This is a genomic window from Qipengyuania sp. L-5Y (assembly GCF_056859455.1).
Genome location: NZ_JBSXOM010000027.1, coordinates 222785 through 245860, shown reverse-complemented (window position 1 = coordinate 245860; position 23076 = coordinate 222785). Strand labels below are relative to the sequence as shown.

Genomic DNA, 23076 nt, shown 5'->3' with positions numbered 1-23076 from the left:
TAAAGCGACCCGGACAGCCAATCTTCCGAGGGAATGAACATGTCGAAAAATGTGGCGCAAATCGTGGTGGACGCTCTGGAGAAAGCAGGTGCGAAGCGGGTTTACGGCATTCCTGGCGATACGATCAATCATTTCACCACCGCGGTGGCCAAGAGCGACCTACGCTGGATCGGTGTCCGTCATGAGGAAGCCGGCGCTTTTGCCGCTGGCGGGGAATCCTACATGACAGGAGAGCTGTCGGTTTGCGCCGGCACATGCGGTCCTGGCTCGCTACATTTTGTCAACGGCATTTATGAAAGCCATCGCAACGGGGCGCCGGTCGTGCTGATCGCGTCGGACGTTGCGCGCACCGAAAGCGGCTTTAACTTCCCGCAGGAAGTCGACCAGAAGAAGATTTACGAGCAGCATTCGCATTTTTGCGAATATATCTCTCATCCTTCGCAGGCGCGCCGCATCGTTACCAAGGCGGCGCAGGCTGCGCTCACGAAAAAGGGTGTGGCTGTCGTCATCGTCAATGGCGACATGTTTACCGAAACCGATGATGATGCAATGGATTGGCAGGTCCACCGCCCGCATCCCGTTTGCCGCCCGAATGATTCCGAAATGGCCGAACTGGCTGCGCTGGTGGATGGCGCGGCCAAGGTATCCGTCTATGCCGGGATCGGCGCGCGCGATGCACGCAAGGAAATCATCGCCTTCTGTAAAAAGGTGAAAGCGCCCATGGTGCACACGACGCGGGCGAAAGAATTCCTCGAACCCGACAACCCGTACAATGTCGGCGTAAACGGCATTCTCGGTAACAAGGCGGGCGTGGAAGCGTTGGAAGATGCGGATCTTGTGATCACGCTCGGCTGCGACTTTGCCTATACTCAGTACTATCCAGGCGCCAAAAAGATCGCCCAGATCGATATCGATCCTACGCATCTTGGGCGAAGATCCGCCATCCATCTCGGCCTTGTCGGAGACGCGAAGACAACGATGGCGAACCTAGTGCCGCTGGTCGCGGAAAAATCTGATGCGAGCCACCTGGAAGCGCAGCTCGCACAGTGGCACGAAGACCTGCAAGGCTACGAAAAGGAAGGCGAGGAAAGCGATCCTTCTCTGATCCATCCGCAATTCGTGGCCAACATGCTCGACGATAAGGCGGCAAACGATGCAATCATCGTTTCGGATGCAGGCACGTCGATGGTCTGGATGCTGCGGCATGTGAGGGCCAACGGCAAGAGACGCTTTCTCAACACGCTGCTCCACGGCACGATGGCAAGTGGCATGCCGCAGGCGATGGGCGCCAAGCTCGCCTATCCTGACCGTCAGGTCATCGCGATGTGCGGTGACGGCAGCTTGACCATGCTGATGGGCGATCTGCTAACCCTAGTGCAGGAAGACGTCGCCCTGAAGCTTCTGGTGTTTCACAACAATTCCTTCGGCTTCGTCGAAATGGAGCAGCGCGTCGAAGGATTGGTCGATCATTTTACCGGCCTACACAATCCCGACTTCGCCAAATTGGCCGAAGCCTGCGGATTTGCTGGATGGCACGTCGAGAATGCGGACGCCCTAGCGCCAGCGATGGACGCATGGCTGCGCCACGATGGGCCAGCCCTGCTGGATGTGAAGGTCAACCAGATGGAACTGGTCATGCCGCCAAAGATCGAAGCCTCGCAGGTCGCCGGAACGGCCCTGTTCGGGGTCAAGGCTGTGCTTGACGGCAGGGCGCGGGAAGTGGTCGATCTGCTCAGGAACAATTTCTTGCGATGAACGCCCCAGCCGCTAACTTGGCGGCGACAATTAACGCGAGCATGCCTCGTACAGGACGGGAAAGACAATGATCCGCAACGTGAAATACTCGATACTTGCCCTGCCGCTGGTTTTTGCCCTCTCGGCTTGTGGCAGCCCACAGGCGCAGCAGGAAGAGCAGACCGAAGCGTCGACGCTGGACCAACCGGGTTTCGAAGATAGGTCGGCAACTTCGTCGGAAGCGCAATCCGAAGCGCTAACGCTTGCCCAACGCCTTGCGTCCGACAATCTGGACAGGGCCCAGGCAGCTGTTGCCCTGGAAGACCTTGATCGCCTGATCAACGACAACATCGTCGAATTCCCTGAGGATATGCGTGCAGGGCTGACCGAAGATGTTCAGTCGGCTCGTTCCGCTCTTGAAAGCGACGACATGGGCGGCGTGCAGGACGCGGCAAGCTCTATACAGAACAGGCTTTCTACAGCGAGCTGAGTACGAGCATCGGATGCTAGCGGGGACGTGACGCATCGATAGTCAGCCTGGATCAGACCTCCCGGCTGCTGAATACAAGGTGGCTTTCCGGGGGCGATGAGTGGGGACGGGATCCAAGTTCTGGATTAAGCTAGGGGCGATTGGCCTGTTCGCGTGTTTGGGGGCAACGTCGGCCATGGCCTCCAGCACCCTGCAGCAGAGCTTTCTCCAGCCCATGGGCCCCGTCGCCGAGGAGCAGTTTTCGCACCTGTTGCGTGTGGTGGGGATTACGATGATCGTGATCCTTCCGGTGCTGGTCGGCGTGCCCCTCATCCTCTGGCGCTATCGTTACACAAAGCCACGCGGCGACTACACACCTGAGTGGGAGTTTTCGAAGAAGCTGGAATATGCCCTGTGGGGTGTGCCTGTTCTGGTCGTTATCGTCCTCGCTAGTTGGCTGTGGTATTCCACCGCAAAGCTCGATCCCTATAAAACCCTCGGCCCAGAGCCGTTGCAAGTTCAAGCCGTCGGGCTCGACTGGAAATGGCTCTTTATCTATCCCGAAGAAGGGGTTGCGACAGTCGGTGAACTGGCGGTTCCCGTCGGGCGGCCGGTAGAAATTACGCTGACGACAGACACGGTCATGCAAAGCTTTCTGATCGCTCCGCTTGCCGGACAGATCTACGCCATGCCCGGGATGACGACGAAGCTGAATTTTTCCGCCACTCGGGCAGGCGCGGCAGAGGGCGAAAACACCCAGTTCAACGGCAGCGGCTTCGGTCGTCAGAAATTCACTGTCCGCGCACTTGCCCCATCGGATTATGCGGTATGGGTTGCCGAAGGGGCAAGGGGGCCGACACTCGACGAACGCAGCTACGCAACCCTGCGCCGACAGTCCGTTCTGGCCGACGCGCGAACGGATCTGGGGCTCGAAAAGAGTGCGGAGCCGATCATGATGACGCTGGGACAGGAGGATGCGTTCCAGCAGATTATTGCCAAATATCACGGTCCCGGCGGAGCGTCTTCCGACGGACGTTGGGGGGGCACCGGCTTGCCGCAAGCCGACACGGCGGGGGCGGACAAGTGAGCCAGCAAACAAGCCCGATCTTCGGCAATCTCGACTGGAGCGTAACGCCCTACACCGATCTTTTGCGAGATGTGAACAGCAGCACAATCGTGGGTGCGGGTGCTGCCAGCGTGCTGGTGCTGGGCGCGCTCGCCGGAGTGCTGCTGCTGACCTGGATGCGCTGGTGGGGCCCGCTTTACCGCAATTGGCTGACGTCGGCCGATGCCAAAAAGATCGGCATCATGTATATCGCACTTGCGCTGATCATGATGGCACGTGGCATCATTGAAGGCTTTGTGATGCGCGCGCACCAGACAACGGCGCTCGGCACTTTGACCGAACAGGAAGGCGGCCTCGTCGCTCCCGACCATTTTGCGCAACTCTTCAGCACGCACGGCACGATCATGATTTTCTTCGTCGCCATGCCACTGCTGATCGGCCTCATCAATTTCGTGATGCCGCAGCAGCTGGGCGCGCGCGACATGGCCTTTCCCGTTCTCAATCAGGTGAGCCTCGGGCTGACCGCTACCGGGGCGGCACTGGTCATGATCTCGCTGCTGGTCGGCAAGTTCGGCACGGGCGGCTGGACGATGTATCCGCCCTATACCGGCATCGATTTTAGCCCCGGTGAGGGCGTCGACTACTGGCTATGGGCGATCCTGATCTCGGGCATGGGATCGACACTGACCGGCATGAATTTCGCCGTAACCATCTTCAAGAGCCGCGCGCCGGGCATGCATTTCATGCGCATGCCGCTGTTCTGCTGGACCAGCCTGTGCGTCGCGATCATGCTGATCTATGCGATGCCCGCACTCACCGTGTCGAGTGCGATGCTGGCGCTTGATCGCTATGCCGACTTCCACTTCTTCACCAATGATGCCGGTGGCAACATGATGAATTACGCCAACATCTTCTGGATGTTCGGCCACCCGGAAGTCTACGTCCTGATCCTTCCTGCCTTCGGTGTCTTCTCGGAAATCAGCTCGACCTATTCGGGCAAGCGGCTTTACGGTTACACCTCGCTGGTAATTGCCAGCATGAGTATAGCGGTGATCAGCTTCACAGTCTGGCTCCACCACTTCTTCACCATGGGGCAGAGCGCGGGCGTCAACATCGCCTTCGGCATCGCGACAATGATCATCGGCATTCCGACAGGTGTGAAGATATATGACTGGATGGCGACGATGTGGCGCGGGCGTATCCGGGTGACGGCGCCGATCGTGTATCTGACCGGCTTCTTCCTGCTGTTCGTCATCGGCGGGCTGTCGGGCATCATCCTTGCCAACCCGTCGATCGACTATCAGGTTCACAACTCGACATTCCTCGTCGCGCACTTCCACAATGTCATCATTCCCGGCGTGCTCTACGGCATGCTGGCAGGCATCCATTACTGGTTTCCCAAGGCTTTCGGCTTTCGGCTCAGCGAGACCTGGGGGCGGCGCACCGCCTTCCTGTTCGTCGGTGGTTTCGTCTTCACCTTTATGCCGCTCTACGTATTGGGCCTGATGGGCATGCCGCGCCGCTCGCCGACCTTCCAGAACCCGGACTTCATGCCGTGGATGTATATTGCCGCCTTCGGTGGCGTTCTTATGCTTTGTGCTCTGGGCAGCCTCGCCTGGACTTTCTGGACCAGCTATCGCAACCGCTCCGCTCTGGCCGTTCCGGGGGGTGATCCGTGGAACGGCTCGACACTCGAATGGTCGACCCCCGCGCCAGTGCCGGAGTGGACATTCCCGCGCATCCCGCATGTCGCCGCGCGCGACGACTGGGGCGAATGCAAGCGCGCTGGGGATCCCTGGAGGGCGCCGGAGAAATATCGCGATATCGAGATGCCCGCCAATACGGCGCACGGCCTGCTGATAGCAGGCGCCTCCTTCGGCCTCGGTTTTGCGATGGTGTGGCACATCTGGTGGCTGGCAGTACTGAGCTTTCTGGCGATCCCCGCCATCGTAGCTTTGCGCGCAATGCGGGTGATCGAGCCCAGGATCGTCAAGGCAGCACAGGTCGAGGAAGCGGACCGGCGGTTCCGCCAGCAAGTGGCCAGCTTCGCACCCGCAACCCGCGCCGATGAGGAAACCGAACGCAACCGCGGGGTCCCCGATCTTTCGGAGTTTGCCGGATGAGCGAAACCAACCTCTATCCCGGGCTGAATCTGGGCGATGGGCACGGGGAAGCGCACGACCAGGCCGAAACCACGGTGTTCGGTTTCTGGGTATTCCTGATGAGCGACCTCATCATCTTCGGTATCCTGTTCGCCTCCTATGCATCCTACCTCGATCCCATCGGAATGGCCGGGGGACCCGGCCCGCAGGACCTGTTCGATATCAAGAGCGTCGCGATCCAGACGGCTTTCCTCCTCGTCGGCGGTGCCGCTTACGGGGGCGTCTCGCTTGCTGTGAAATACGACCAGGGCCGCGGCAAAGTGGCTGCATGGTTATTGCTGTGCGCTGCGCTCGGCGCTGGCTTTCTGTTCTTCGAGGTGAAGGATTTCATCACGCAGGCCGGGAAGGGCGGCACGCCGCAGGTCAGCGGCTGGCTCAGTTCCTACTGGACGCTGGTGGGCTTGCACGGCGTCCATGTCCTGTCGGGCGTCTTGTGGATATTCGCGATGATCGCGCAGATTGCGATACGCGGTCTCGACGACGTGGTGAAGGTGCGCCTGTCGATGCTCGGCGTGTTCTGGCACTTCCTCGACCTCATCTGGGTCGGAATCTTTTCCCTCGTATTCCTGGTGCCGCTCGCATGACCAAGCCCAACACCGGAGAGCTCGACCCGCAGGACAGTGCGGGTAGCGAAATCAGAAGCTATGCCATCGGCTTCACGGCCAGCTTGTTCCTGACGGTAGGGGCGTTTGCTGCCGCAATGTCGGATCTGCCTGTGCGATGGAAGATCGCCTTTATTTGTGCGGCGGCTATCTTGCAGATCGTCGTACACATGCGGAATTTTCTCCACCTCAGCTTCTCCGGCGGGCAATCGAGAGAAGACCTGCTTCTGGTGCTGTTTTCGGCCACCCTGCTGGTCATCATGGCTGGCGGAACCTGGTACATCATGTCGGACCTCAGCGGCCGAATGCACGACACGGGTGCGGCGATACATGAAGCGCAGCCGCGTTGACCGCATCAGGCACTTGAAGGACACAGTGGCTCATCGCCCAGCACCACCGGCGCAGTCACATTTCCTCTTTCAGTCCGGACCGGATCAAGAACCAGTTCGGGAAATAGGCTGAGGCAAACCCGGCCAGCATGGCCATCTGCATGGCGGCCCAGAAGACCGGATTTCCAGCATCGACTTTGTCACCGACAAATGCGGGAAACAGGATGAAGTGGGCAAGGCCCATCAAGCCGTACATCCCGACCTGCCAGCTTGTGAGCGACAGCACATCGGCTTTTGCAGCCGCCATTACGCCCTCGCCAACCGACAGGTCGCGCATCGGGGCGATTGCAAAATACTGAAACACGATGCCCGTCAGCAAGGCGAAGCCATAGTCCATCGTCCAGACCGCGAAGATTTCCGTAGAGAATATTGTGCCTAGCCCGAAATAAGCCAGCACGCCCGGGACGTAGTGCGCAAGGTTTTCGCAAATCAGGTCGGCAAGTGCACATCCGGCGCCGCAATGCAGCGTGCCTTTGGCGACTTTCGCGGCAAAGGGCGCATCGTCTGCGTGCGGCCCGGCATAGTGTCGATAAAACCAGATCAGTAAAGGGCCGGAAAAAAGCGCACATAAGGGCCAGACATAGCGCATCACGGCCATCTGCGGCGGATGACGCACCATTTCCCAGACCATGTAGATCGCGCAAGTCACACCCAGCAGCAAGAGGCTGCTGGCAATCGCCTCCGCCCATGGGGGGATCAAGCGCTCATCCTCTTACTGATCGAGACGTATCCTCCTTTACGTCAAGCCGCCTCAATACGTACCGGGATCGACTTCGAGGCCGGCGTCTTCGAAATCTGGTCATGATGCGTGATCGGAACCAGCACGTTGCATTCGGGGTAATAGCCCGCGATCGTACCGCGTGGCAGCTTGTAGGCGACGAGCTTCAGCCCGCCCAAATGCCTCTCGATGTCATCGCCGTCGTAATCGGTGACAAGGCGAACGCTATCCCCGTCGGAAAGACCTGCTGCGGCGATATCATCGGGGTTCATCAAGACGACATCACGCGTGCCTTCGATGCCACGGAAACGGTCGGAATAGCCGTAGATTGTGGTATTGAATTGGTCGTTCGAGCGCATCGTGAGCAGCCGGTAACGGCCCGGCTTGTCTTTGAAACCGAGAGAATCGAGTTGTGGCGGCGTAGTGATGACCGCCTTGCCGCTGTCGGTCTTCCAGATCCGCTCGGCGGCTGGATTCCCGCGCCAGAAGCCGCCCGGCTGGAACATCCGCTTGTTGAAGTCGTGAAAGTCGTCGGGGTAGGTCGCTTCGATCAGGTCGCGCACCAGCGAATAATCGGCCGTCCACTCGTCCCATTTCAGCTTGGGGTTTGAATCCAATGTGGCCTTGGCGATGCCGGCAACGATTTCCAGCTCGCTTTTCAGATGTGGCGAGGCGGGCGGACGGTGCCCGATCGATCCGTTGATCATCGAAAAACTGTCTTCGCTGGTGACAGCCTGGTTCCCGGTCGCCTGCTCGTCCATCTCGGATCGGCCGAGGCAGGGCAGGATATAGGCGGACTTGCCCGGATAGAGATGGCTGCGGTTAAGCTTGGTCGATACCATCACGGTAATGTCCTGACTGGACCAGCCTTCTTCCATGCGCTTCTGATCGGGAACGGCGCGAACGAGATTACCCCCGAGCGAAACGAACCCCCGCACACGGCCTTCGATCAGGCCCTGCACGGCGTCGACGATATGCATCCCGTCCTTGCGCGGCGGATTGAAATCGAACAGTTCCTTCAGCCTGTCGAGCGGGACCAGATGCGCCTTTTCGGCAATTCCGACGGTGCGCTGGCCTTGCACATTGGAATGACCCCGCACCGGGCAACACCCCGTACCGGGCCGCCCGATATTGCCCTTCAGCAGAAGCAGATTGACCATCATCGCTATGTTGAGCGCGCCATGCGTGTGCTGGGTGAACCCCATGCCATAGACGCCGATCGTCTTTTCGGAGTCGATATATACCTGAGCCGCATCGCGCAGAGCCGCCTCGGTGAGACCGCTCGCCTGTTCGATATCCGCCCACTTCGTGTTGCGGCAGCAGGCGATGAATTCGTCGAAGCCGGTCGTGTGCTGCTTGATGAAGTCATGGTCGATGACTTCATGCGTTTCCGCGGCCTGTGCCTCATCGTCGGCCTCGACCACGACCTTGCACAGACCAAGGATCGCCGCCACGTCTCCACCGGACTTGAGCTGGTGGTACTGGTCCGAGATGATGGTTTCCTTGCCCGTCATCATGGCCAGAGGGTTCTGCGGGTCGACGAAGGAAACGAGCCCCTGCTCGATCACCGGGTTGAACGTGACGATCTTCCCGCCGCGATCCTTCAGATCCTTCAGATTGTGGAGGAAGCGCGGGCTGTTGGTGCCTGGATTCTGGCCGAAATAGAAATAGCAGTCGGTTTCGGCCAGATCGTCGAAGGTAACGGTGCCGACCGGAGACCCGATCACCTTGGTGAGCCCGACCGAAGTCGTCTCGTGGCACATGTTCGAACTTTGCGGCAAATTGTTGTTGCCGTACGCACGCGCCAACAGGGCGTAGAGATAGGAAGCCTCCAGCCCCGCATGGCCGGAAGCGTAAAACACCACGTCGTCACGCGGCAGGTCGCGTAGTGTCGCGCCGATCTGGGCAAAGGCATCGTCCCAGTCGATCGGGGCATACCGGTCCGACGCGGCATCGTATTTCATCGGGTGGGTCAGGCGGCCGGATTTCTCCAGCTCGTGATCCGACCATTCGCGCAATTCGGTCACTGTATGGCCGTCGGCAGAAAAGAAGTCGGGCGTGCAGCGATCCTTGGTCAGCTCCCACAAGGTCGCCTTCGCGCCGTTCTCGCAGAACTCGAACGCCGAATAATTGGCCGGTTTGGGCCAGGCGCACGATACGCACATCACACCCTTGGGCTTGTTCAACCGCCTCAATCCGTCGAGCGCGCCGGGTGACGCCCAGGTTTCGCCATAGATGCTCGCGATACCTTTCATCGAGCCCCAGCCGCCGGCAGGGCCGGGCGAATGAGGAAGATCGTCGTTGGATTTTGCGGTATCGTCGGCCATCTGGTTCTCCTTCCCCGCGCTTCGCCTGCACTAGGGTCGGACGGGCGAGGCTTCCGGGTTCATGATAAACGCGGTGAGAGGGAAATTTCTCCCGGACATCCATCACTTGCAAACAATGACTTTGCCAACGCAAGTTGGCAACCGGGCGCTGATGTGTGAGCGCTGGGGAAGTTTGCTGCACCTACTCTTAAGGAACACCGTTCGTGATATATCAGCAGCGCCGCATTCTCGGAGCCGCTCTGGCGGGAGGACACAGCCAGCGGTTCGGCTCGGACAAGCGAGCTGCGTTCTGGCAAGGACGCAGCCTGCTCGATCACACGATTTCTGCCCTCGCTGCCGCTAGCGCAGAGATAGTGATCTGTGGGGGAAGTGAAACGGCTAATTCCCGCGATATCGAGATGCTTACCGACCGGCCCGAGCCCGGTCTGGGACCGCTTGGCGGGCTTTGCGCTGCGCTGATTCATGCGCGTGACAACGGCTTCGACGCCGTGTTGAGCGCGCCCATCGATGCGCATCCCATTCCTGACGACTTGCTTGATCTTCTTTCTGGCCAAGGCCCCGCAGTGCTGCGCGATCACTGGCTGTTCGGCCTTTGGCCGAGTGATCTTGCCGGAGCGCTGGACGATCATCTGCGTTCCGGCAAGCGCTCGGTCTTTTCGTGGATCGAGGCCTGCGGTGCACGCTATGTCGACTATCGCGGCCAGCCTCCGGTAAACATCAACACGCCGCCAATGTTGGCCGCGCTGGAAAAGGGAACCGCACTTGGACTTGCAGCCGAGGTTCACGCGCTGCGAAAGCTCGATTTCGAGACGCAGAGCGTGGAGGATGCGGCGCGCATTGTACCGGTGGAAACCCCGATAGCGATAGAATTCAACGGCATCGGCTTTGCCGTAATGATGGCAACCCCGACCGATCTGGAAGATTTTGTGGCAGGTTTCGCGACGGCCGAAGGATTGGCGCGTCGCGGCGAGATTGACGCGATCGACTTGCACGAAACGGGCGGAGGCTGGGTCGCTCGCGCCAACCTTCCGGCGTCCAGCCTCCCACGCATCATGGAAAGGGCGCGGACGCGGGTGTCCGAAAGCAGCTGTGGCATATGCGGGATCGATTCCGTCGCTGCCGCGCTTGCTCCGATCGAGCCGGTCCAGGCAAAGCCGGTGGTCGACCCCGCAGCGATCCACAAGGCGCTATCCTCCATGCGTTCCCATCAGCGGCTGGGGGAAGCGACGGGCGCCGCGCATGCAGCAGCCTTCTGCTCTTTCGATGGCCAGATCTTGCTGCTGCGCGAAGATGTCGGTCGGCACAATGCGCTCGACAAACTGATCGGCGGGCTGGGTCGCAAAGGGCTGAACCATGAAGAGGGTTTCGTTCTTCTATCGGCGCGGTGCAGCCAGGAACTGGTCGAGAAGACCGTGCGTGCCGGCATCCCGATGCTGGTCACGATAAGCGCCCCTTCCAGCCTCGCGATTGCGCGCGCGCGCGAGGGGCGACTGACCCTGCTGGCGCTGGCCCGCAATGACAGTGCGCTGGTCGTCAACGACCCTCACCGCCTGCTTTGATCCCGTCAGCCAAAAAGCAGGGTGGTTGACCGTCAGAATCTGATCGCGCGCACGACATCCCCTGAAGAGCATGGTTCGTCATTGGCTGGGCGGCGGATCAGCCAGTCGCTCGACGCCAGCGGTGCCTGCGCTCCGCTTTCCTGATTGTCCGCGGGCAGAAGGCCCCCTTCCGTGGCCCGTGCACGCACGAAGGCTTCGCGAGAACCGTTCGGCGGCAGATCCGCGGCAAGGATTTGCGGCATAAAACGCACTTCGTCTGCTCCGTTACCCCCCTGCATCGCGGCTAGCAGCGGGACAAGGAACAACCGCGCCGTCACCATCGCCGAGGTCGGATTGCCCGGAAGGCCGAGGACGGGCTTATCGCCGCACATGCCAAACCAGACAGGCTTGCCCGGCTTGATTGCAATCCTGGCGAAATGTTCGTGCAGCCCGGTCTCTGCAAACATGGGCCGTGCAAGATCGTGATCGCCCACAGAGGCGCCGCCTATGACGACCACGCAATCGGCGATGTCGAGGGCCCGCCGCGCCAGCCCGGACAAGACATCAAGATCGTCACGGCCTCGCATCCGCTCCGCGAGCGTCGCGCCGCAGGACATTGCGAGCGCGGCCACTCCGTAACTGCCGGATTCGGGCAGGCCGTGGGGCGAAAGATGTGCCAAGCCGGGCTGTTCCAGCTCGTCTCCGGTTGCAATGACGGCCACCTTGGGCCGGCGGGTGACTTCGATCCCGGCGATGTCGGCTCCGGCCAAGGCAACCATCGCGCGGGGCGTCAATCGCTGGCCGACCTCCAGCAGGGTCGAGCCCTTCGCAAAATCGCCGGCGCGTTTTCGGATGTGGCGCGCCGGTCCGAACCCCTCGCGAAACCGGACCCGATCTCCATTCCACTCGGCATATTCCTGCATCACGACGCAGTCGGCACCTGTGGGCACATAGGCTCCGGTAAATATACGCACGGCTTCGCCCGAGGACATGTCCCCCCCGAAAGGCGCACCGGCTGCCGCTTCTCCGACGAGGTTCAGCCAGTCACCCGCCCGTGCCTCGGTCATGCGAACGGCATAACCATCCATGGCCGACACATCGGCTCGCGGGGCGTCGATAGCCGCAACGACCTGTTTCGCGAGTGTCCGTCCTTCGGCCGCGTCCAGGCCAATCGTTTCACCAGGCAATGATTGCACTGCGCCGATCAGGCGGGTCAAGGCCTCGTCGTAGCTGATCATCGGTAGGACGACGCGATCGTCGGGGTGGCGCGGGCGCACTGCTCTCGCGTGGAATTGCTGGCTTGACGGTTCATCTGCAGCCGAGCCTAAGACTGGCCAGCGGGCTTGGCCAGATGATTCTGGCGGGGCAACCGGCCCGTCCATGACTGCCCGGATTACCACTAGACCATTACAATTTTCGGAAAATACCCTAGGTAGCGCCGAAGGGCGCGATTTAGGTACAAGGCTCATGGACCGGCTAATCTACAATTTTGACAGCCTGCCCCTGCGGCAGACCGCGATGTCGGCCCCCAGGCCGCATGGAAGGTCCGGCGCTTATCGTGTTTCCACGCCGCGTATCGGCGTCATCTACAATCCGCGCAGCCATCGCAACAAAGGCCAGGACCTTGCCTGCACCGCATCGGGCAATATCACCGTCGTCCAGCCGCGTGCGCGCGAAGATATCGCTCATGCGCTGGCCGACTTCGCGCGCGATGGTATCGATTTCCTCGTGATAAGCGGCGGCGACGGAACTGTCCGCGACGTGCTGACCATGGGGCAGACGGTTTTCGGCGATCGCTGGCCGGCCATCGCCGTCCTGCCCAAAGGCAAGACCAATGCGTTGAATGTGGATCTGGGTGCTCCGGTCGACTGGAGCCTGGAAGGGGCGATAGCAGCCTATTCGTCCGGGCGCCGGATAGTGCGGCGTCCGCTTGCGATCAGCCGCGAGGGCGATGACGGTCCGGCCATGCTTGGCTTTATCATCGGGGCCGGTGCCTTCACCCACGGTGTCGATGCCGGGCAGGATGCGCATTCGCTCGGTTTCTTCAACAGCCTTGCCGTCGGCGCGGCGAGCGTCTGGGGCATTCTTCAGGCCCTGTTCGGTACCGATCGCAACAAATGGCGCCGCGGCACCGAAATGCGACTCCATTATCTGCCTTCTGGCAAACCGGTGCCTCATTCCGGACATGGTGACATCAACCGTCGCAGCGTTTTTCTGGCGTCTACGCTGACTCACATGCCGATGGGGATCCATCTCTTCGGAAAGCCCCGTCCCGGTCTCAAGCTGGCTTTGCTCGATCATTCCAGACGGCGCCTGCTCGCCAGCATGCCTGCGATCCTGATGGGCTGGCGGCCCGGCTGGCTGGCGGACGCCGGGCTTCACCAGCTCGATGCCGAGGGTCTGGCGCTGGACGTCGGCGAGCGGGTCATTCTCGATGGCGAGGCCTTCCCTCCCGGCCGCTACCGGATCGAACAGGGGCCCGAACTTACCTTCGTCAGCGTGTGAACGGCGATCTTGCGCAGCGGATCGGCGCATCGTTCGATCGATCGGTACGCGATGAGGTTGCCGCCTATGCGAAGCGCCTCGGCGAAGAGGCCGGGGCGCTCGCGGTCCTTTTCTACGGCTCCAACCTGAGAACCGGATCGCTCGAGGGCGTACTCGATTTCTACATCCTGCTGCCCGGTCCCCAGCGGGAGCGGATCTGGCCGCGCGTGAGCTATCGCGAGTGGGATCATGCGGGCGAGCGTTTACGGGCCAAGATCGCGACGATGTCGCTCAGGCAATTCGCAAATGCCGCCAAGGGCCTCTCGCACGACACCACGATCTGGGCGCGGTTCGTGCAGCCCTCGGCGCTCGTCTGGCAGGCAAACGAGGAGGCGCGAGCCGAGGTTACGCAGGCGTTATGCGCTGCGGCGGTTACCGCAGGCCGGCTTGCCGCCGTGGTTGGTCCGGCGCGCGGAACGGCGGACGATTACTGGCGTGCCCTGTTTCGCGCGACGTACAAGGCCGAGTTCCGGGTAGAGAAGCCGGGGCGCGAAAATTCCATACTGGAGGTGAACGCGGAGCATTTCGACGGGCTTCTGCCGATCGCATGGAATGCGGGAGGCATGCGATTCAAACGTATGAACGGACTGTTCGAGCCCCTGCCGAACAGTGCCGAACGCCGCCGTGTCTTGAAGTGGTGGAGCAGACGCGCCCGGCTGGGCAAGCCGCTCAACCTGTTGCGCCTTGCCAAGGCTACGACGACCTTCGACGGCGCAGCCGATTATGCCGCCTGGAAGCTCCAGCGGCATACCGGCATTGCGCTGGAGGTGACGCCGTTCAGGGCCCGGCATCCCCTGCTCGCCGCGCCCGGGGCGCTGGTCGAGCTGTGGCGCAAGCGCCGCGCCTAACGGTAGCGCATGCGGATCGAGATCGATTCGACGCCAGAGCCGACGTTGAAGGCCGTCTTCTTGTAGCTCGGCTTGCCGAGATTGAAGATGTTGATGCTCGGGTTGTTCGACATGGCCCCGCCATCCTTGAAGATGTCGGTGCTGCCATTGCCGTTCACGTCGTGGCGTACGGCGATCCCGTAAACGCCGGGCTTGGGAACCGGCATGCAGAAGGTCATCGTTCCGGCTTTTGCGGGCGCTTCCATGCGGTAGATCCACTTGCCCTTTTCGAGCCAGTCTTCCTTCGTCCCGCGATAGCTCTGCACGCGAATGATGCCGCCGTTTTCCTTGATGTCGGTAATCGTGACGCGCACCGCGGGCCCCTTGCCGCTGGCGCATTTCGCTGGATCATGGCTGATCGTCTGGCGATATTGCGCGTCGGCCGGTGCCGGTGCAGCCAGTGCCGTCAGGGCGAGCGCAGCAATGCCGGTGGTGGCGATGAGGTTGCGATTCATATAAAAGATCCGTCTTCAACTGTGTGCGAGCCGGCGCTTTGGCTACCGGGCATGAGGGATCCTCGACCCCCCGATATATCGCGCGTTCTAACAGATTGCGCTGAATTGCGGCTGAATTTTCGGCGCAAGCAGCGTTCATGCTGCCCCGTTTCGGCAGAAGCGGGATTGCGCATTGCGCGCGAGCGGTGTGGAAAAGGCCATCACCCTCGCTTGTTAACGCTCGTTTCGCGCGCGTAGGGCGAGCCAAGGCTCACACGCGACCAAGGCAAAAGCGCCCGCATGACCACCCCGTTGATTTCCCCTTCGATCCTTTCCGCCGATTTTGCCGCGCTGGGCGAGGAAGTGCGCGCCATCGACAAGGCGGGTGCAGACTGGATTCACGTCGATGTGATGGACGGGCATTTCGTGCCCAACATCACCATCGGCCCGGCTGTCGTGAAGGCGCTGCGTCCGCATACGGACAAGCCCTTCGACGTCCATCTGATGATTTCGCCGATCGATCCGTATATCGATGCCTTCGCAGAAGCGGGGGCCGATTTCATTACCGTCCATCCCGAAGCGGGCCCGCATATCCATCGCACGCTGCAGGCAATTCGCGCCGCCGGGGCCAGGCCCGGCGTCGTGCTCAATCCGGGCACACCGGCCAAGATGCTCGACTACCTGATCGACGAGGTCGACCTCGTACTGGTGATGAGCGTCAATCCCGGGTTCGGCGGGCAGAGCTTCATCCATTCGCAGCTCAAGAAGGTCGAAGCGATCAGGAAGATGATCGACCGGACCGGCCGCGCGATCCACCTCGAGGTGGACGGCGGAGTCAATGCCGAAACGGCGCGGCTCTGCGTCGACGCCGGGGCCGATGTTCTTGTTGCAGGTTCGGCCACCTTCAAGGGCGGGCCGGACCGTTACGCTGCCAATATCGCGGCACTGAAGGGACAATCATGACAGACAGCGCGCGCACTCTCCTGCGCGAGGATCGGCGCGCACTGGACAATGGCGATGCCCCTGCATTGCCCCTATCCGATATGGACGAACCCCTGGTGGAAAAGACGGTGCCCGAACGGCCCGAGACGGTCCCGCTCGAATCCGCGCGGACCCTTGTTCTGGCAGACTTCCAGCCGCCCCGCACCGGCCCGGTCGATGGCATGGTGCGCTGGGCCTATCGCCTGGGCGTGCCCGGTTCCGTTCTGGCCGCACCGCTGCGCAAGCCTGCAGCACCGCGCCTGCTGGCAACGGTCGTCAGCCCGCTTCAGGGCGACCGCGCGGCGGGTGTGGCGCTGAGGGCCGGACAATTCCTGGTTCATGGGCTGAAGGTTCCGGTCGGCAAGGTCGATTTCTCCAGCAACGCCCAGCTTACCCCGCCCGTCCAGCGCGCGGTGCAGGGATTTACCTGGTTGCGCGACCTTGGCGCCTGCGCTCCGCGGGAAGATTGCGCCGCGATCGGGCAGGACCTGCTCGCCCGCTGGCTGAAAGCCAATCCGGTGCCCGCCAAAGGCCCGGCATGGACGGTCGAGCATGCCGGTCTGAGGCTGATGGCATGGCTGGTCGGGGCGCCGCTGATCCTGTCGGGCGATGCCCGTCTGCGTTCGCGCGCGCTCGAATCGATGGAAGCGACCGCGCGCTTCCTCGACCGTGAAGTGGCCCGGGCGGAGGATCGACTGGGGCAGGTCACAAGCTGGTGCGCCATCGTTGCCGCCGGGTTGCTGCTGCCCGATGGCCGCCCGCGCCGCCTGTTTGGCGAAGCGGGCCTGCTGCGCGCGCTGGGGGAACTGGTGAGCGAAGATGGCGGTGTGCTGTCGCGCAGCCCACTGGCGCAAATGGAAGCGATCGCGCTGCTGGTTGACCTGCGGGCCTGTTACGAAGCTGTCGACCGCGACGCACCGCCGGCACTCGAAACGATGCTTGGCCTGCTGGTGCCCCCCTTGCTGACGCTGCGGATGAGCGATCGCGCACTGGGTAGCTGGCAGGGCGCAGGTGCAACTTCAGGCCAGCAGGTGGATGCATTGATCCGGGCCAGCGGCGTGCGCACGCGCCCGATCAAGGACAGCCGGTACTGGGGCTATCAGCGCGCCGATGCGGGCAGGGCCGTGCTGGTGTTCGACGCCGCGCCGCCGCCGCGGGCGCGACATGCACGCCACGGCTGCGCTTCCACCCTGGCATTTGAATTTTCGCACGGCGAACAGCGCATCATCGTCAATTGCGGCGGATCCGAACTTGCCGGAGGGCAGGTGCCGGTGCGGATCGAGCAGGGCCTGCGCGGGACGGCCGCCCATTCGACGCTGGTGCTCGACGATGCCAATTCCACCGCCGTGCTGATCAAGGGGCAGATCGGCAAGGGCGTAGAGGAAGTGGATATCGCCCGTAACGTGGTGAAGCAGAAGGGGCGCGATGCCGTGCGGCTCGAGGCTTCGCACAATGGCTATGCTGCGCGATACGGCCTGATCCACCGGCGTACGCTGCTGTTGGGCGCGGACGGTTCCGGCCTGTCGGGTGAAGACGTTCTTGAACCATCGGGCCGCCAGGGCAAGCGCGGCAAGATCGCCTTTGCGATCCGGTTCCATCTGGGTCACGGGATCGATGCCGGGCTGTCGGACGACATGCGCGGCGCAGGGCTTGCCCTGCCCGACGGAAGCTACTGGCAATTCCGGCTCGGAGGCGATAGCGGCGAGGCGCAAATCGCGATCGAGGACAGCCTCTGGGTCGACGGGCAAGGCCGCCCGCGGGCCACGAAGCAGCTTGTCGTCGAAGGACTGACATCGCGCAGCGGGGGTCGCTTCCCCTGGCTGCTCAAACGCATGGGATAGAAATTCATGACCGACGTGGCGATCAAGCGGGCACTGCTTTCGGTGTCCGACAAGACCGGCTTGGTGGATCTGGGCAAGGCGCTCGCGGCGAAAAATGTGGAACTGGTTTCGACCGGCGGTACCGCCAGGGCCCTGCGCGATGCGGGTCTCGAGGTGCGGGACGTTTCCGATCTGACCGGTTTTCCCGAGATGATGGATGGGCGCGTGAAAACGCTGCACCCGATGGTCCATGGCGGATTGCTGGCGGTACGCGACAATGCCGAGCATGCCGCAGCCATGGAAGAGCACGAAATCGGTGCGATCGATCTCGTCGTGGTCAATCTCTATCCTTTCGAAGCCACTGTCGCAAAGGGCGCGGAGCGGGACGAAATCATCGAGAATATCGATATCGGCGGACCGTCCATGGTGCGCAGCGCCGCCAAGAACCACCAGTTCGTCACGATCGTCACCGATCCCGCCGATTACGATACGCTTGTGGGCGAACTCGAGGCGTCCGGGGCGACGTCGCTGGATTTCCGCCGCAAATGCGCGGCCAAGGCCTTTGCCGCGACTGCCGCTTATGATTCGATGATCAGCCAGTGGTTCGCCTTTGCCGATCAGCAGCAGCTCTTCCCCGACTTCCTGGCCGTCAACGGCCGCGCGCCGGTGGAACTGCGGTATGGCGAAAACCCGCATCAGAAAGCAGCGCTCTATACGCCCGCCGGTCCGCATGGCCACGGTATCGCGCAGGCGGAGCAGCTGCAGGGCAAGGAACTCAGCTACAACAATTACAACGATGCCGATGCCGCGCTGGAGCTTTGCGCCGAATTCGCCGGCGGCGAGCCTGCCGTGATCATCGTCAAGCACGCCAACCCCTGCGGCGTGGCGCAGGCGTCCAGCCTCCTCGAGGCATGGAACGAAGCGCTCGCCTGCGACAGCGTTTCGGCCTTCGGCGGGATCGTTGCGGTCAATACCGAACTGGATGGGCCGACCGCCGAAGCGATCTGCGAAATCTTCACCGAAGTCGTGATCGCGCCATCGGTAAGCGAAGAAGCGCGGGCTGCCTTTGCCAGGAAAAAGAATCTGCGCCTTCTCGTCACGGGCGATCTGCCCGATCCGCGGCGCGGCGGTCTGCTGGTCAAGCCGATCACCGGCGGCCTCCTGGTGCAGACGCGGGACAATGGCGCGATCAGCGAGGCCGATCTTAAAGTCGTGACAGAGCGGCAGCCGACGCAGCAGGAACTAAAGGACTGCCTGTTCGCCTGGACCGTGGCCCGTCACGTGAAATCCAACGCGATCGTCTATGCCAAGGACGGCGCCACCGCCGGTATCGGCGCAGGCCAGATGAACCGCCGCGATTCCAGCCGAATCGCAGCCATGAAGGCTGCGGAAGCGGCAGAGAAATACGGCTGGGACAAGTCACGCACGGTCGGTAGCGCGGTGGCGTCGGATGCGTTCTTCCCTTTCGCAGACGGTCTGCTGGCCGCCGCCGAGGCGGGGGCCACCGCGATCATCCAGCCAGGTGGTTCCATCCGTGACGACGAGGTGGTTGCCGCAGCCGACGAACATGGCCTCGCCATGGTCTTTACCGGGATGCGCCACTTCCGGCACTGAGCCGGCCGGTTCGATAAACGAAGCTGAATATACGACGACGGACGCATTAAGCGCGTTGCAATGGCAGCGTGTGTAACCATGTGGGACACGTTGACGAAAGAACCCCCCATGAGCCTCTTTACTCCCGACCTCTATCGCAATTTCGGCATCGGCTTCGGTGCCGGCGCCGTTGCCATCCTGCTTGTGAACAGCGGAGAAATCCTCTCCGCCGTGCCGCAACTTATCGCAGCGATACTTTGATGCGTATGCGGGCGACATTCGCCGGTCTTGCGCTGGCGCTGGCGGCTTCCGCCTGCCAGCAGCCGGCCATTGCCGCCGAAGCGACGGTCAATGCGCCGCAGGCGGAGCGTGTTGCCAACGAAAGCGGGTTGAAGACCGCGATCTTCGCAGGTGGCTGCTTCTGGGGCGTGGAGGCAGTGTTCAGCCATGTGAAGGGCGTGAAAAGTGCCGTCTCGGGCTATCATGGCGGTACGGAACGCCAGGCCAGTTACGATCTGGTGTCCAGCGGCATTACCGATCACGCCGAAGCGGTGAAGATCACCTACGATCCCAAGGTGATCCGTTACGATCAGTTGCTGCGGATCTTCTTCTCGGTCGTTGCCGACCCGACGCAGCTCAATCGCCAGGGTCCGGATACCGGTGCCCAGTATCGCAGCGCGATCGTGCCGATGTCGGCCGAACAGAATGCCGTCGCCAAAGCCTATATCGCGCAGTTGAAAGGCGCGGGCCTGTGGTCGAAACCGATCGTTACCAAGATCGAGCGCGCGCAGGCTTTCTACCCGGCAGAAACCTATCATCAGGACTTCATGGTTCGAAATCCGCGCAACGGGTATATCGTGCGCTGGGATGCACCCAAGGTGAAGGCATTGAAAGCCATGTATCCCGGGGTCTACTCCGCGAGCTTCCAGCGCGACTAGCTTGCGCCGGGGCGCGCCGCGCCCTACCTTTTGGCGCATGGCTGGACATGTACATTCCCACAAGGAACACGAAGGCGACGCTCTGATCGACGCCGCCCGCACGACGCTGACAGGCAGCGGGGAACAATGGACCGGCATGCGCCAGTCCGTCTTCGAAGAACTGGCGCAGCACGACAAGCCGGCCAGCGCTTACGACATTGCCGATAATCTATCGCGCTCGCGCGGAAAGCGGGTGGCGCCCAACAGCGTCTACCGCATCCTCGACCTGTTCGTACGGACCAATCTGGCCAACCGGATCGAAAGCGCCAACGCCTATCTCGTGAACACCCATCCCGGCTGCAGGCACGATTGCATCTTCCTGATCTGCGACGATTGCGGAAAAGCCACGCATATCGACGACGACCGGGTGACCGGCGCCCTGCGCGATGCGGGCAAGGATGCAGGGTTTACCGATGTGCGCCCAGTGGTCGAGTTGCGCGGTCTGTGCGACGATTGCGCCGGCTGACATGCGGCGGCGTGCTGGTCGTCGCTAGCGACCAGCCGTTTGTCGACAGCCGCGTTATGTGGGTGTAGAGCGACATGTTATGACAAGTCGCCCGAAGACGCCGTTGCTCGATACGGTCAATACCCCAGACGATCTCCGCAAGCTCGGCAAGGACCAGTTGCGGCAACTCTCCGACGAATTGCGTGCCGAAATGATCGACGCGGTCGGCCAGACCGGTGGCCATCTGGGTTCGGGTCTGGGTGTGGTCGAACTGACCACGGCGATCCACTATGTTTTCAATACGCCGGAAGACAAGCTGGTGTGGGACGTCGGGCACCAGTGCTATCCGCACAAGATCCTGACCGGGCGCCGCGACCGTATCCGCACCCTGCGACAGGGCGGCGGGCTGAGCGGCTTCACCAAGCGCGCGGAAAGCGAATACGATCCATTCGGTGCTGCGCATAGTTCGACCTCGATCTCGGCTGCGCTGGGCTTTGCCATGGCCAACAAGATGCAGAACCGCCCGGGGCGCGGCATCGCCGTGATCGGTGACGGCGCGATGAGCGCCGGCATGGCCTATGAAGCGATGAACAATGCCGAACAGGCCGGCAACCGGCTGGTCGTGATCCTCAACGACAACGACATGTCGATCGCTCCGCCGGTTGGCGGGCTGTCCGCATACCTCGCGCGCATGGTATCCAGCAGCGAATATCTCGGTCTGCGCTCGATGGCGTCGCGCATCGCGCGCAAGATGGGCCGAAGGGTGTGGGGCGGTCTCGAGAAGGCGGAAGAATACGCCCGAGGCATGGTGACCGGCGGGACGATGTTCGAAGAGCTCGGGTTCTACTACGTCGGCCCGATCGACGGGCACAATCTCGATCATCTCATCCCGGTGCTGGAAAACGTGCGGGACAGCGAACAGGGCCCGGTCCTGATCCATGTCGTGACCACGAAGGGCAAGGGCTATGCCCCCGCCGAAAACAGCGCCGACAAGTACCACGGCGTCGCCAAATTCGATGTCGTCACCGGCAAACAGAAGAAATCGACGGGCGGCCCGCCCGCCTATCAGAACGTCTTCGGCGAAACGCTGGCCAAGCTGGCGAACGACGATCCGCGCATCTGTGCCATCACCGCCGCCATGCCCAGCGGAACGGGCGTCGACAAATTCGCCAAGGCGCATCCGGACAAGGCCTTCGATGTCGGCATCGCGGAACAGCATGGCGTGACCTTCGCGGCTGGTCTCGCAGCCGAGGGAATGCGGCCTTTCGCAGCTATCTATTCCACCTTCCTGCAGCGTGCCTACGATCAGGTCGTGCATGACGTGGCCATCCAGAACCTGCCCGTACGCTTCGCCATTGACCGCGCCGGGCTGGTCGGCGCCGATGGCTGCACCCACGCGGGAAGCTTCGACATTACCTATCTCGCCACGCTGCCCAATTTCGTGGTCATGGCTGCTGCCGACGAGGCGGAGCTGGCGCACATGACCTACACGGCGGCCGAGTATGACGATGGCCCGATCGCCTTCCGTTACCCGCGCGGTAGCGGTACGGGCGTGGCAATTCCGGATCAGCTGGAAACGCTCGAAATCGGCAAGGGCCGTGTGGTGCGTGAAGGCACCAAGGTCGCCATCCTCTCGCTCGGTGCCCGGCTGGAAGAAGCCAAGAAGGCCGCCGATCAACTCGAGGCCAAGGGCCTGTCGACCACGGTGGCCGACATGCGCTTTGCCAAACCGCTCGATACCGCGCTGATCGAGAAGCTGATGCGCAGCCACGAGGTTGTGGTGACGGTAGAGGAAGGCGCCATCGGCGGCCTCGGCGCGCATGTGCTGACCTTTGCCAGCGACGAAGGTCTGACCGACGCGGGGCTCAAGGTGCGCACCATGCGTCTGCCAGACATCTTCCAGGATCAGGACGATCCCGACAAGCAGTATGACGAGGCAGGCCTCAACGCGCCGCACATCGTCGATACGGTGCTCAGCGCGCTACGTCACAACAGCGCCGGCGTGGAAGAAGCCCGCGCGTAAGTCGCACCGACCCCTGTCTGCTCCTGGGTTGCGGTGCCGCCGTCGCCTTTGGTACCTCTTCCTGGGAAAGGGGGGGCGAGATGTCCGACGAGGGAAATCGGCAGCACACGATCCGGAAGGCGTGGCACAGGTGGTTCATGGTCATGATACCGCTGATGACGGTCGTTGCGATCGCAACAGTGTCGGGCGCGCTCATTACGGTCTTCGCCGGATTGATTGCGCTGCTCGCCTGCGGCCTCATGTATCAAAGGCTGGTCAATAAACGCTCATGGCGCTCGATCCTCCGGGGTGTGTACACCCGCGGGGACTGATCGGCTTGGACCGCGCTGTCCTCCGCTCATGGGTGACGAAGCGTGCCCACGCTGGC

21 protein-coding genes are annotated in these 23076 nt (G+C 62.1%); 17 read left to right on the top strand and 4 right to left on the bottom strand.

The annotated features are described in order from the left end of the window. Nucleotides 1-39: 39 nt before the first annotated feature. The 6 genes from AC13F2_RS07380 to AC13F2_RS07355 all read left to right on the top strand — a co-directional run bounded on the left by AC13F2_RS07380 (nt 40) and on the right by AC13F2_RS07355 (nt 6383). A complete protein-coding gene (locus AC13F2_RS07380; RefSeq protein WP_482964788.1) occupies nt 40-1755 on the top strand; it encodes a thiamine pyrophosphate-dependent enzyme in 1716 nt (571 codons plus the stop codon). A 67-nt stretch (nt 1756-1822) separates the two neighbouring features. Next, on the top strand, nt 1823-2224 hold the full coding sequence (locus tag AC13F2_RS07375) for a hypothetical protein (protein ID WP_482600894.1): 402 nt from the start codon (nt 1823-1825) through the stop codon (nt 2222-2224). 175 nt (nt 2225-2399) lie between these two features. Beyond that, nucleotides 2400-3290 (top strand): cytochrome ubiquinol oxidase subunit II family protein, encoded by an 891-nt coding sequence (locus tag AC13F2_RS07370; RefSeq protein WP_482964787.1) that lies wholly within the window; start codon nt 2400-2402, stop codon nt 3288-3290. Further along, nucleotides 3287-5392 carry a cbb3-type cytochrome c oxidase subunit I gene (locus AC13F2_RS07365; RefSeq protein ID WP_482964786.1) on the top strand — a complete coding sequence of 702 codons (2106 nt, stop codon included), beginning with the start codon at nt 3287-3289 and terminating at the stop codon, nt 5390-5392. Before AC13F2_RS07370 ends, AC13F2_RS07365 begins: the two co-directional genes overlap by 4 nt. Continuing rightward, nucleotides 5389-6015: a cytochrome c oxidase subunit 3 gene (locus AC13F2_RS07360; RefSeq protein ID WP_482964785.1), complete on the top strand. Its 627-nt coding sequence runs from the start codon at nt 5389-5391 to the stop codon at nt 6013-6015. Before AC13F2_RS07365 ends, AC13F2_RS07360 begins: the two co-directional genes overlap by 4 nt. Then, nucleotides 6012-6383 (top strand): cytochrome o ubiquinol oxidase subunit IV, encoded by a 372-nt coding sequence (locus tag AC13F2_RS07355; protein WP_482964784.1) that lies wholly within the window; start codon nt 6012-6014, stop codon nt 6381-6383. The genes AC13F2_RS07360 and AC13F2_RS07355 overlap by 4 nt, the downstream gene beginning before the upstream one ends. A gap of 55 nt (nt 6384-6438) precedes the next feature. On the opposite strand, the gene AC13F2_RS07350 is transcribed toward AC13F2_RS07355, so the two are convergent. Both AC13F2_RS07350 and AC13F2_RS07345 read right to left on the bottom strand, forming a co-directional pair. Then, on the bottom strand, nt 6439-7122 hold the full coding sequence (locus AC13F2_RS07350; RefSeq protein ID WP_482964783.1) for a DUF4396 domain-containing protein: 684 nt from the start codon (nt 7120-7122) through the stop codon (nt 6439-6441). 41 nt (nt 7123-7163) lie between these two features. Then, nucleotides 7164-9467: an FdhF/YdeP family oxidoreductase gene (locus tag AC13F2_RS07345; RefSeq protein WP_482964782.1), complete on the bottom strand. Its 2304-nt coding sequence runs from the start codon at nt 9465-9467 to the stop codon at nt 7164-7166. 203 nt (nt 9468-9670) lie between these two features. On the opposite strand from AC13F2_RS07345, the gene fdhD reads away from it, so the two are divergent. After that, nucleotides 9671-11026, top strand: coding sequence for a formate dehydrogenase accessory sulfurtransferase FdhD (gene fdhD / locus AC13F2_RS07340; RefSeq protein ID WP_482964781.1), 1356 nt, complete (start codon nt 9671-9673; stop codon nt 11024-11026). Between the two features lie 32 nt (nt 11027-11058). On the opposite strand, the gene AC13F2_RS07335 is transcribed toward fdhD, so the two are convergent. Next, nucleotides 11059-12282 carry a molybdopterin molybdotransferase MoeA gene (locus AC13F2_RS07335; protein ID WP_482964780.1) on the bottom strand — a complete coding sequence of 408 codons (1224 nt, stop codon included), beginning with the start codon at nt 12280-12282 and terminating at the stop codon, nt 11059-11061. Between the two features lie 241 nt (nt 12283-12523). Between AC13F2_RS07335 and AC13F2_RS07330 the strand changes: the two genes are divergently transcribed. Both AC13F2_RS07330 and AC13F2_RS07325 read left to right on the top strand, forming a co-directional pair. Then, nucleotides 12524-13510: a diacylglycerol/lipid kinase family protein gene (locus AC13F2_RS07330; RefSeq protein ID WP_482964779.1), complete on the top strand. Its 987-nt coding sequence runs from the start codon at nt 12524-12526 to the stop codon at nt 13508-13510. After that, entirely contained in the window at nt 13507-14397 is an 891-nt protein-coding gene (locus tag AC13F2_RS07325) for a hypothetical protein (RefSeq protein ID WP_482964778.1), read from the top strand. Before AC13F2_RS07330 ends, AC13F2_RS07325 begins: the two co-directional genes overlap by 4 nt. Here the strand turns inward: AC13F2_RS07325 and AC13F2_RS07320 are convergent. Then, the gene (locus tag AC13F2_RS07320; RefSeq protein ID WP_103023905.1) at nt 14394-14891 is read right to left on the bottom strand and encodes a DUF2141 domain-containing protein; all 498 of its coding nucleotides are present in this window, start codon (nt 14889-14891) and stop codon (nt 14394-14396) included. The two genes, AC13F2_RS07325 and AC13F2_RS07320, sit on opposite strands and share 4 nt — an antisense overlap. Nucleotides 14892-15170: 279 nt before the next feature. Between AC13F2_RS07320 and rpe the strand changes: the two genes are divergently transcribed. From rpe to AC13F2_RS07280, 8 genes are all read left to right on the top strand, one after another. Beyond that, a complete protein-coding gene (gene rpe / locus AC13F2_RS07315) occupies nt 15171-15833 on the top strand; it encodes a ribulose-phosphate 3-epimerase (protein WP_103023906.1) in 663 nt (220 codons plus the stop codon). Further along, nucleotides 15830-17692 (top strand): heparinase II/III family protein, encoded by a 1863-nt coding sequence (locus AC13F2_RS07310; protein ID WP_482964777.1) that lies wholly within the window; start codon nt 15830-15832, stop codon nt 17690-17692. Before rpe ends, AC13F2_RS07310 begins: the two co-directional genes overlap by 4 nt. 6 nt (nt 17693-17698) lie before the next feature. Then, on the top strand, nt 17699-19285 hold the full coding sequence (gene purH, locus AC13F2_RS07305) for a bifunctional phosphoribosylaminoimidazolecarboxamide formyltransferase/IMP cyclohydrolase (protein WP_482964776.1): 1587 nt from the start codon (nt 17699-17701) through the stop codon (nt 19283-19285). A 108-nt stretch (nt 19286-19393) separates the two neighbouring features. After that, nucleotides 19394-19525, top strand: coding sequence for a hypothetical protein (locus tag AC13F2_RS07300; RefSeq protein ID WP_255407940.1), 132 nt, complete (start codon nt 19394-19396; stop codon nt 19523-19525). Continuing rightward, a complete protein-coding gene (msrA, locus tag AC13F2_RS07295; RefSeq protein WP_482964775.1) occupies nt 19525-20202 on the top strand; it encodes a peptide-methionine (S)-S-oxide reductase MsrA in 678 nt (225 codons plus the stop codon). Before AC13F2_RS07300 ends, msrA begins: the two co-directional genes overlap by 1 nt. 37 nt (nt 20203-20239) lie before the next feature. Further along, nucleotides 20240-20707: a Fur family transcriptional regulator gene (locus AC13F2_RS07290; protein ID WP_103023910.1), complete on the top strand. Its 468-nt coding sequence runs from the start codon at nt 20240-20242 to the stop codon at nt 20705-20707. A 79-nt stretch (nt 20708-20786) separates the two neighbouring features. After that, nucleotides 20787-22709, top strand: a complete 1923-nt coding sequence (gene dxs / locus AC13F2_RS07285) for a 1-deoxy-D-xylulose-5-phosphate synthase (RefSeq protein WP_482964774.1) — start codon at nt 20787-20789, stop codon at nt 22707-22709. 80 nt (nt 22710-22789) lie between these two features. Beyond that, on the top strand, nt 22790-23020 hold the full coding sequence (locus tag AC13F2_RS07280; RefSeq protein ID WP_482964773.1) for a hypothetical protein: 231 nt from the start codon (nt 22790-22792) through the stop codon (nt 23018-23020). The last annotated feature ends 56 nt before the right edge of the window (nt 23021-23076 follow it).

What these genes read in the sequence shown, in the direction of transcription:
- AC13F2_RS07370 (WP_482964787.1), top strand. Translation starts at nt 2,400, where the DNA reads ATGGCCTCCAGCACCCTGCAGCAGAGCTTTCTCCAGCCCATGGGCCCC.
- AC13F2_RS07380 (WP_482964788.1), top strand. Translation starts at nt 40, where the DNA reads ATGTCGAAAAATGTGGCGCAAATCGTGGTGGACGCTCTGGAGAAAGCA.
- AC13F2_RS07355 (WP_482964784.1), top strand. Translation starts at nt 6,012, where the DNA reads ATGACCAAGCCCAACACCGGAGAGCTCGACCCGCAGGACAGTGCGGGT.
- rpe (WP_103023906.1), top strand. Translation starts at nt 15,171, where the DNA reads ATGACCACCCCGTTGATTTCCCCTTCGATCCTTTCCGCCGATTTTGCC.
- AC13F2_RS07310 (WP_482964777.1), top strand. Translation starts at nt 15,830, where the DNA reads ATGACAGACAGCGCGCGCACTCTCCTGCGCGAGGATCGGCGCGCACTG.
- AC13F2_RS07290 (WP_103023910.1), top strand. Translation starts at nt 20,240, where the DNA reads ATGGCTGGACATGTACATTCCCACAAGGAACACGAAGGCGACGCTCTG.
- dxs (WP_482964774.1), top strand. Translation starts at nt 20,787, where the DNA reads ATGACAAGTCGCCCGAAGACGCCGTTGCTCGATACGGTCAATACCCCA.
- AC13F2_RS07320 (WP_103023905.1), bottom strand. Translation starts at nt 14,891, where the DNA reads ATGAATCGCAACCTCATCGCCACCACCGGCATTGCTGCGCTCGCCCTG.
- purH (WP_482964776.1), top strand. Translation starts at nt 17,699, where the DNA reads ATGACCGACGTGGCGATCAAGCGGGCACTGCTTTCGGTGTCCGACAAG.
- msrA (WP_482964775.1), top strand. Translation starts at nt 19,525, where the DNA reads ATGCGTATGCGGGCGACATTCGCCGGTCTTGCGCTGGCGCTGGCGGCT.
- AC13F2_RS07330 (WP_482964779.1), top strand. Translation starts at nt 12,524, where the DNA reads ATGTCGGCCCCCAGGCCGCATGGAAGGTCCGGCGCTTATCGTGTTTCC.
- AC13F2_RS07345 (WP_482964782.1), bottom strand. Translation starts at nt 9,467, where the DNA reads ATGGCCGACGATACCGCAAAATCCAACGACGATCTTCCTCATTCGCCC.
- AC13F2_RS07280 (WP_482964773.1), top strand. Translation starts at nt 22,790, where the DNA reads ATGTCCGACGAGGGAAATCGGCAGCACACGATCCGGAAGGCGTGGCAC.
- AC13F2_RS07360 (WP_482964785.1), top strand. Translation starts at nt 5,389, where the DNA reads ATGAGCGAAACCAACCTCTATCCCGGGCTGAATCTGGGCGATGGGCAC.
- AC13F2_RS07300 (WP_255407940.1), top strand. Translation starts at nt 19,394, where the DNA reads ATGAGCCTCTTTACTCCCGACCTCTATCGCAATTTCGGCATCGGCTTC.
- AC13F2_RS07375 (WP_482600894.1), top strand. Translation starts at nt 1,823, where the DNA reads ATGATCCGCAACGTGAAATACTCGATACTTGCCCTGCCGCTGGTTTTT.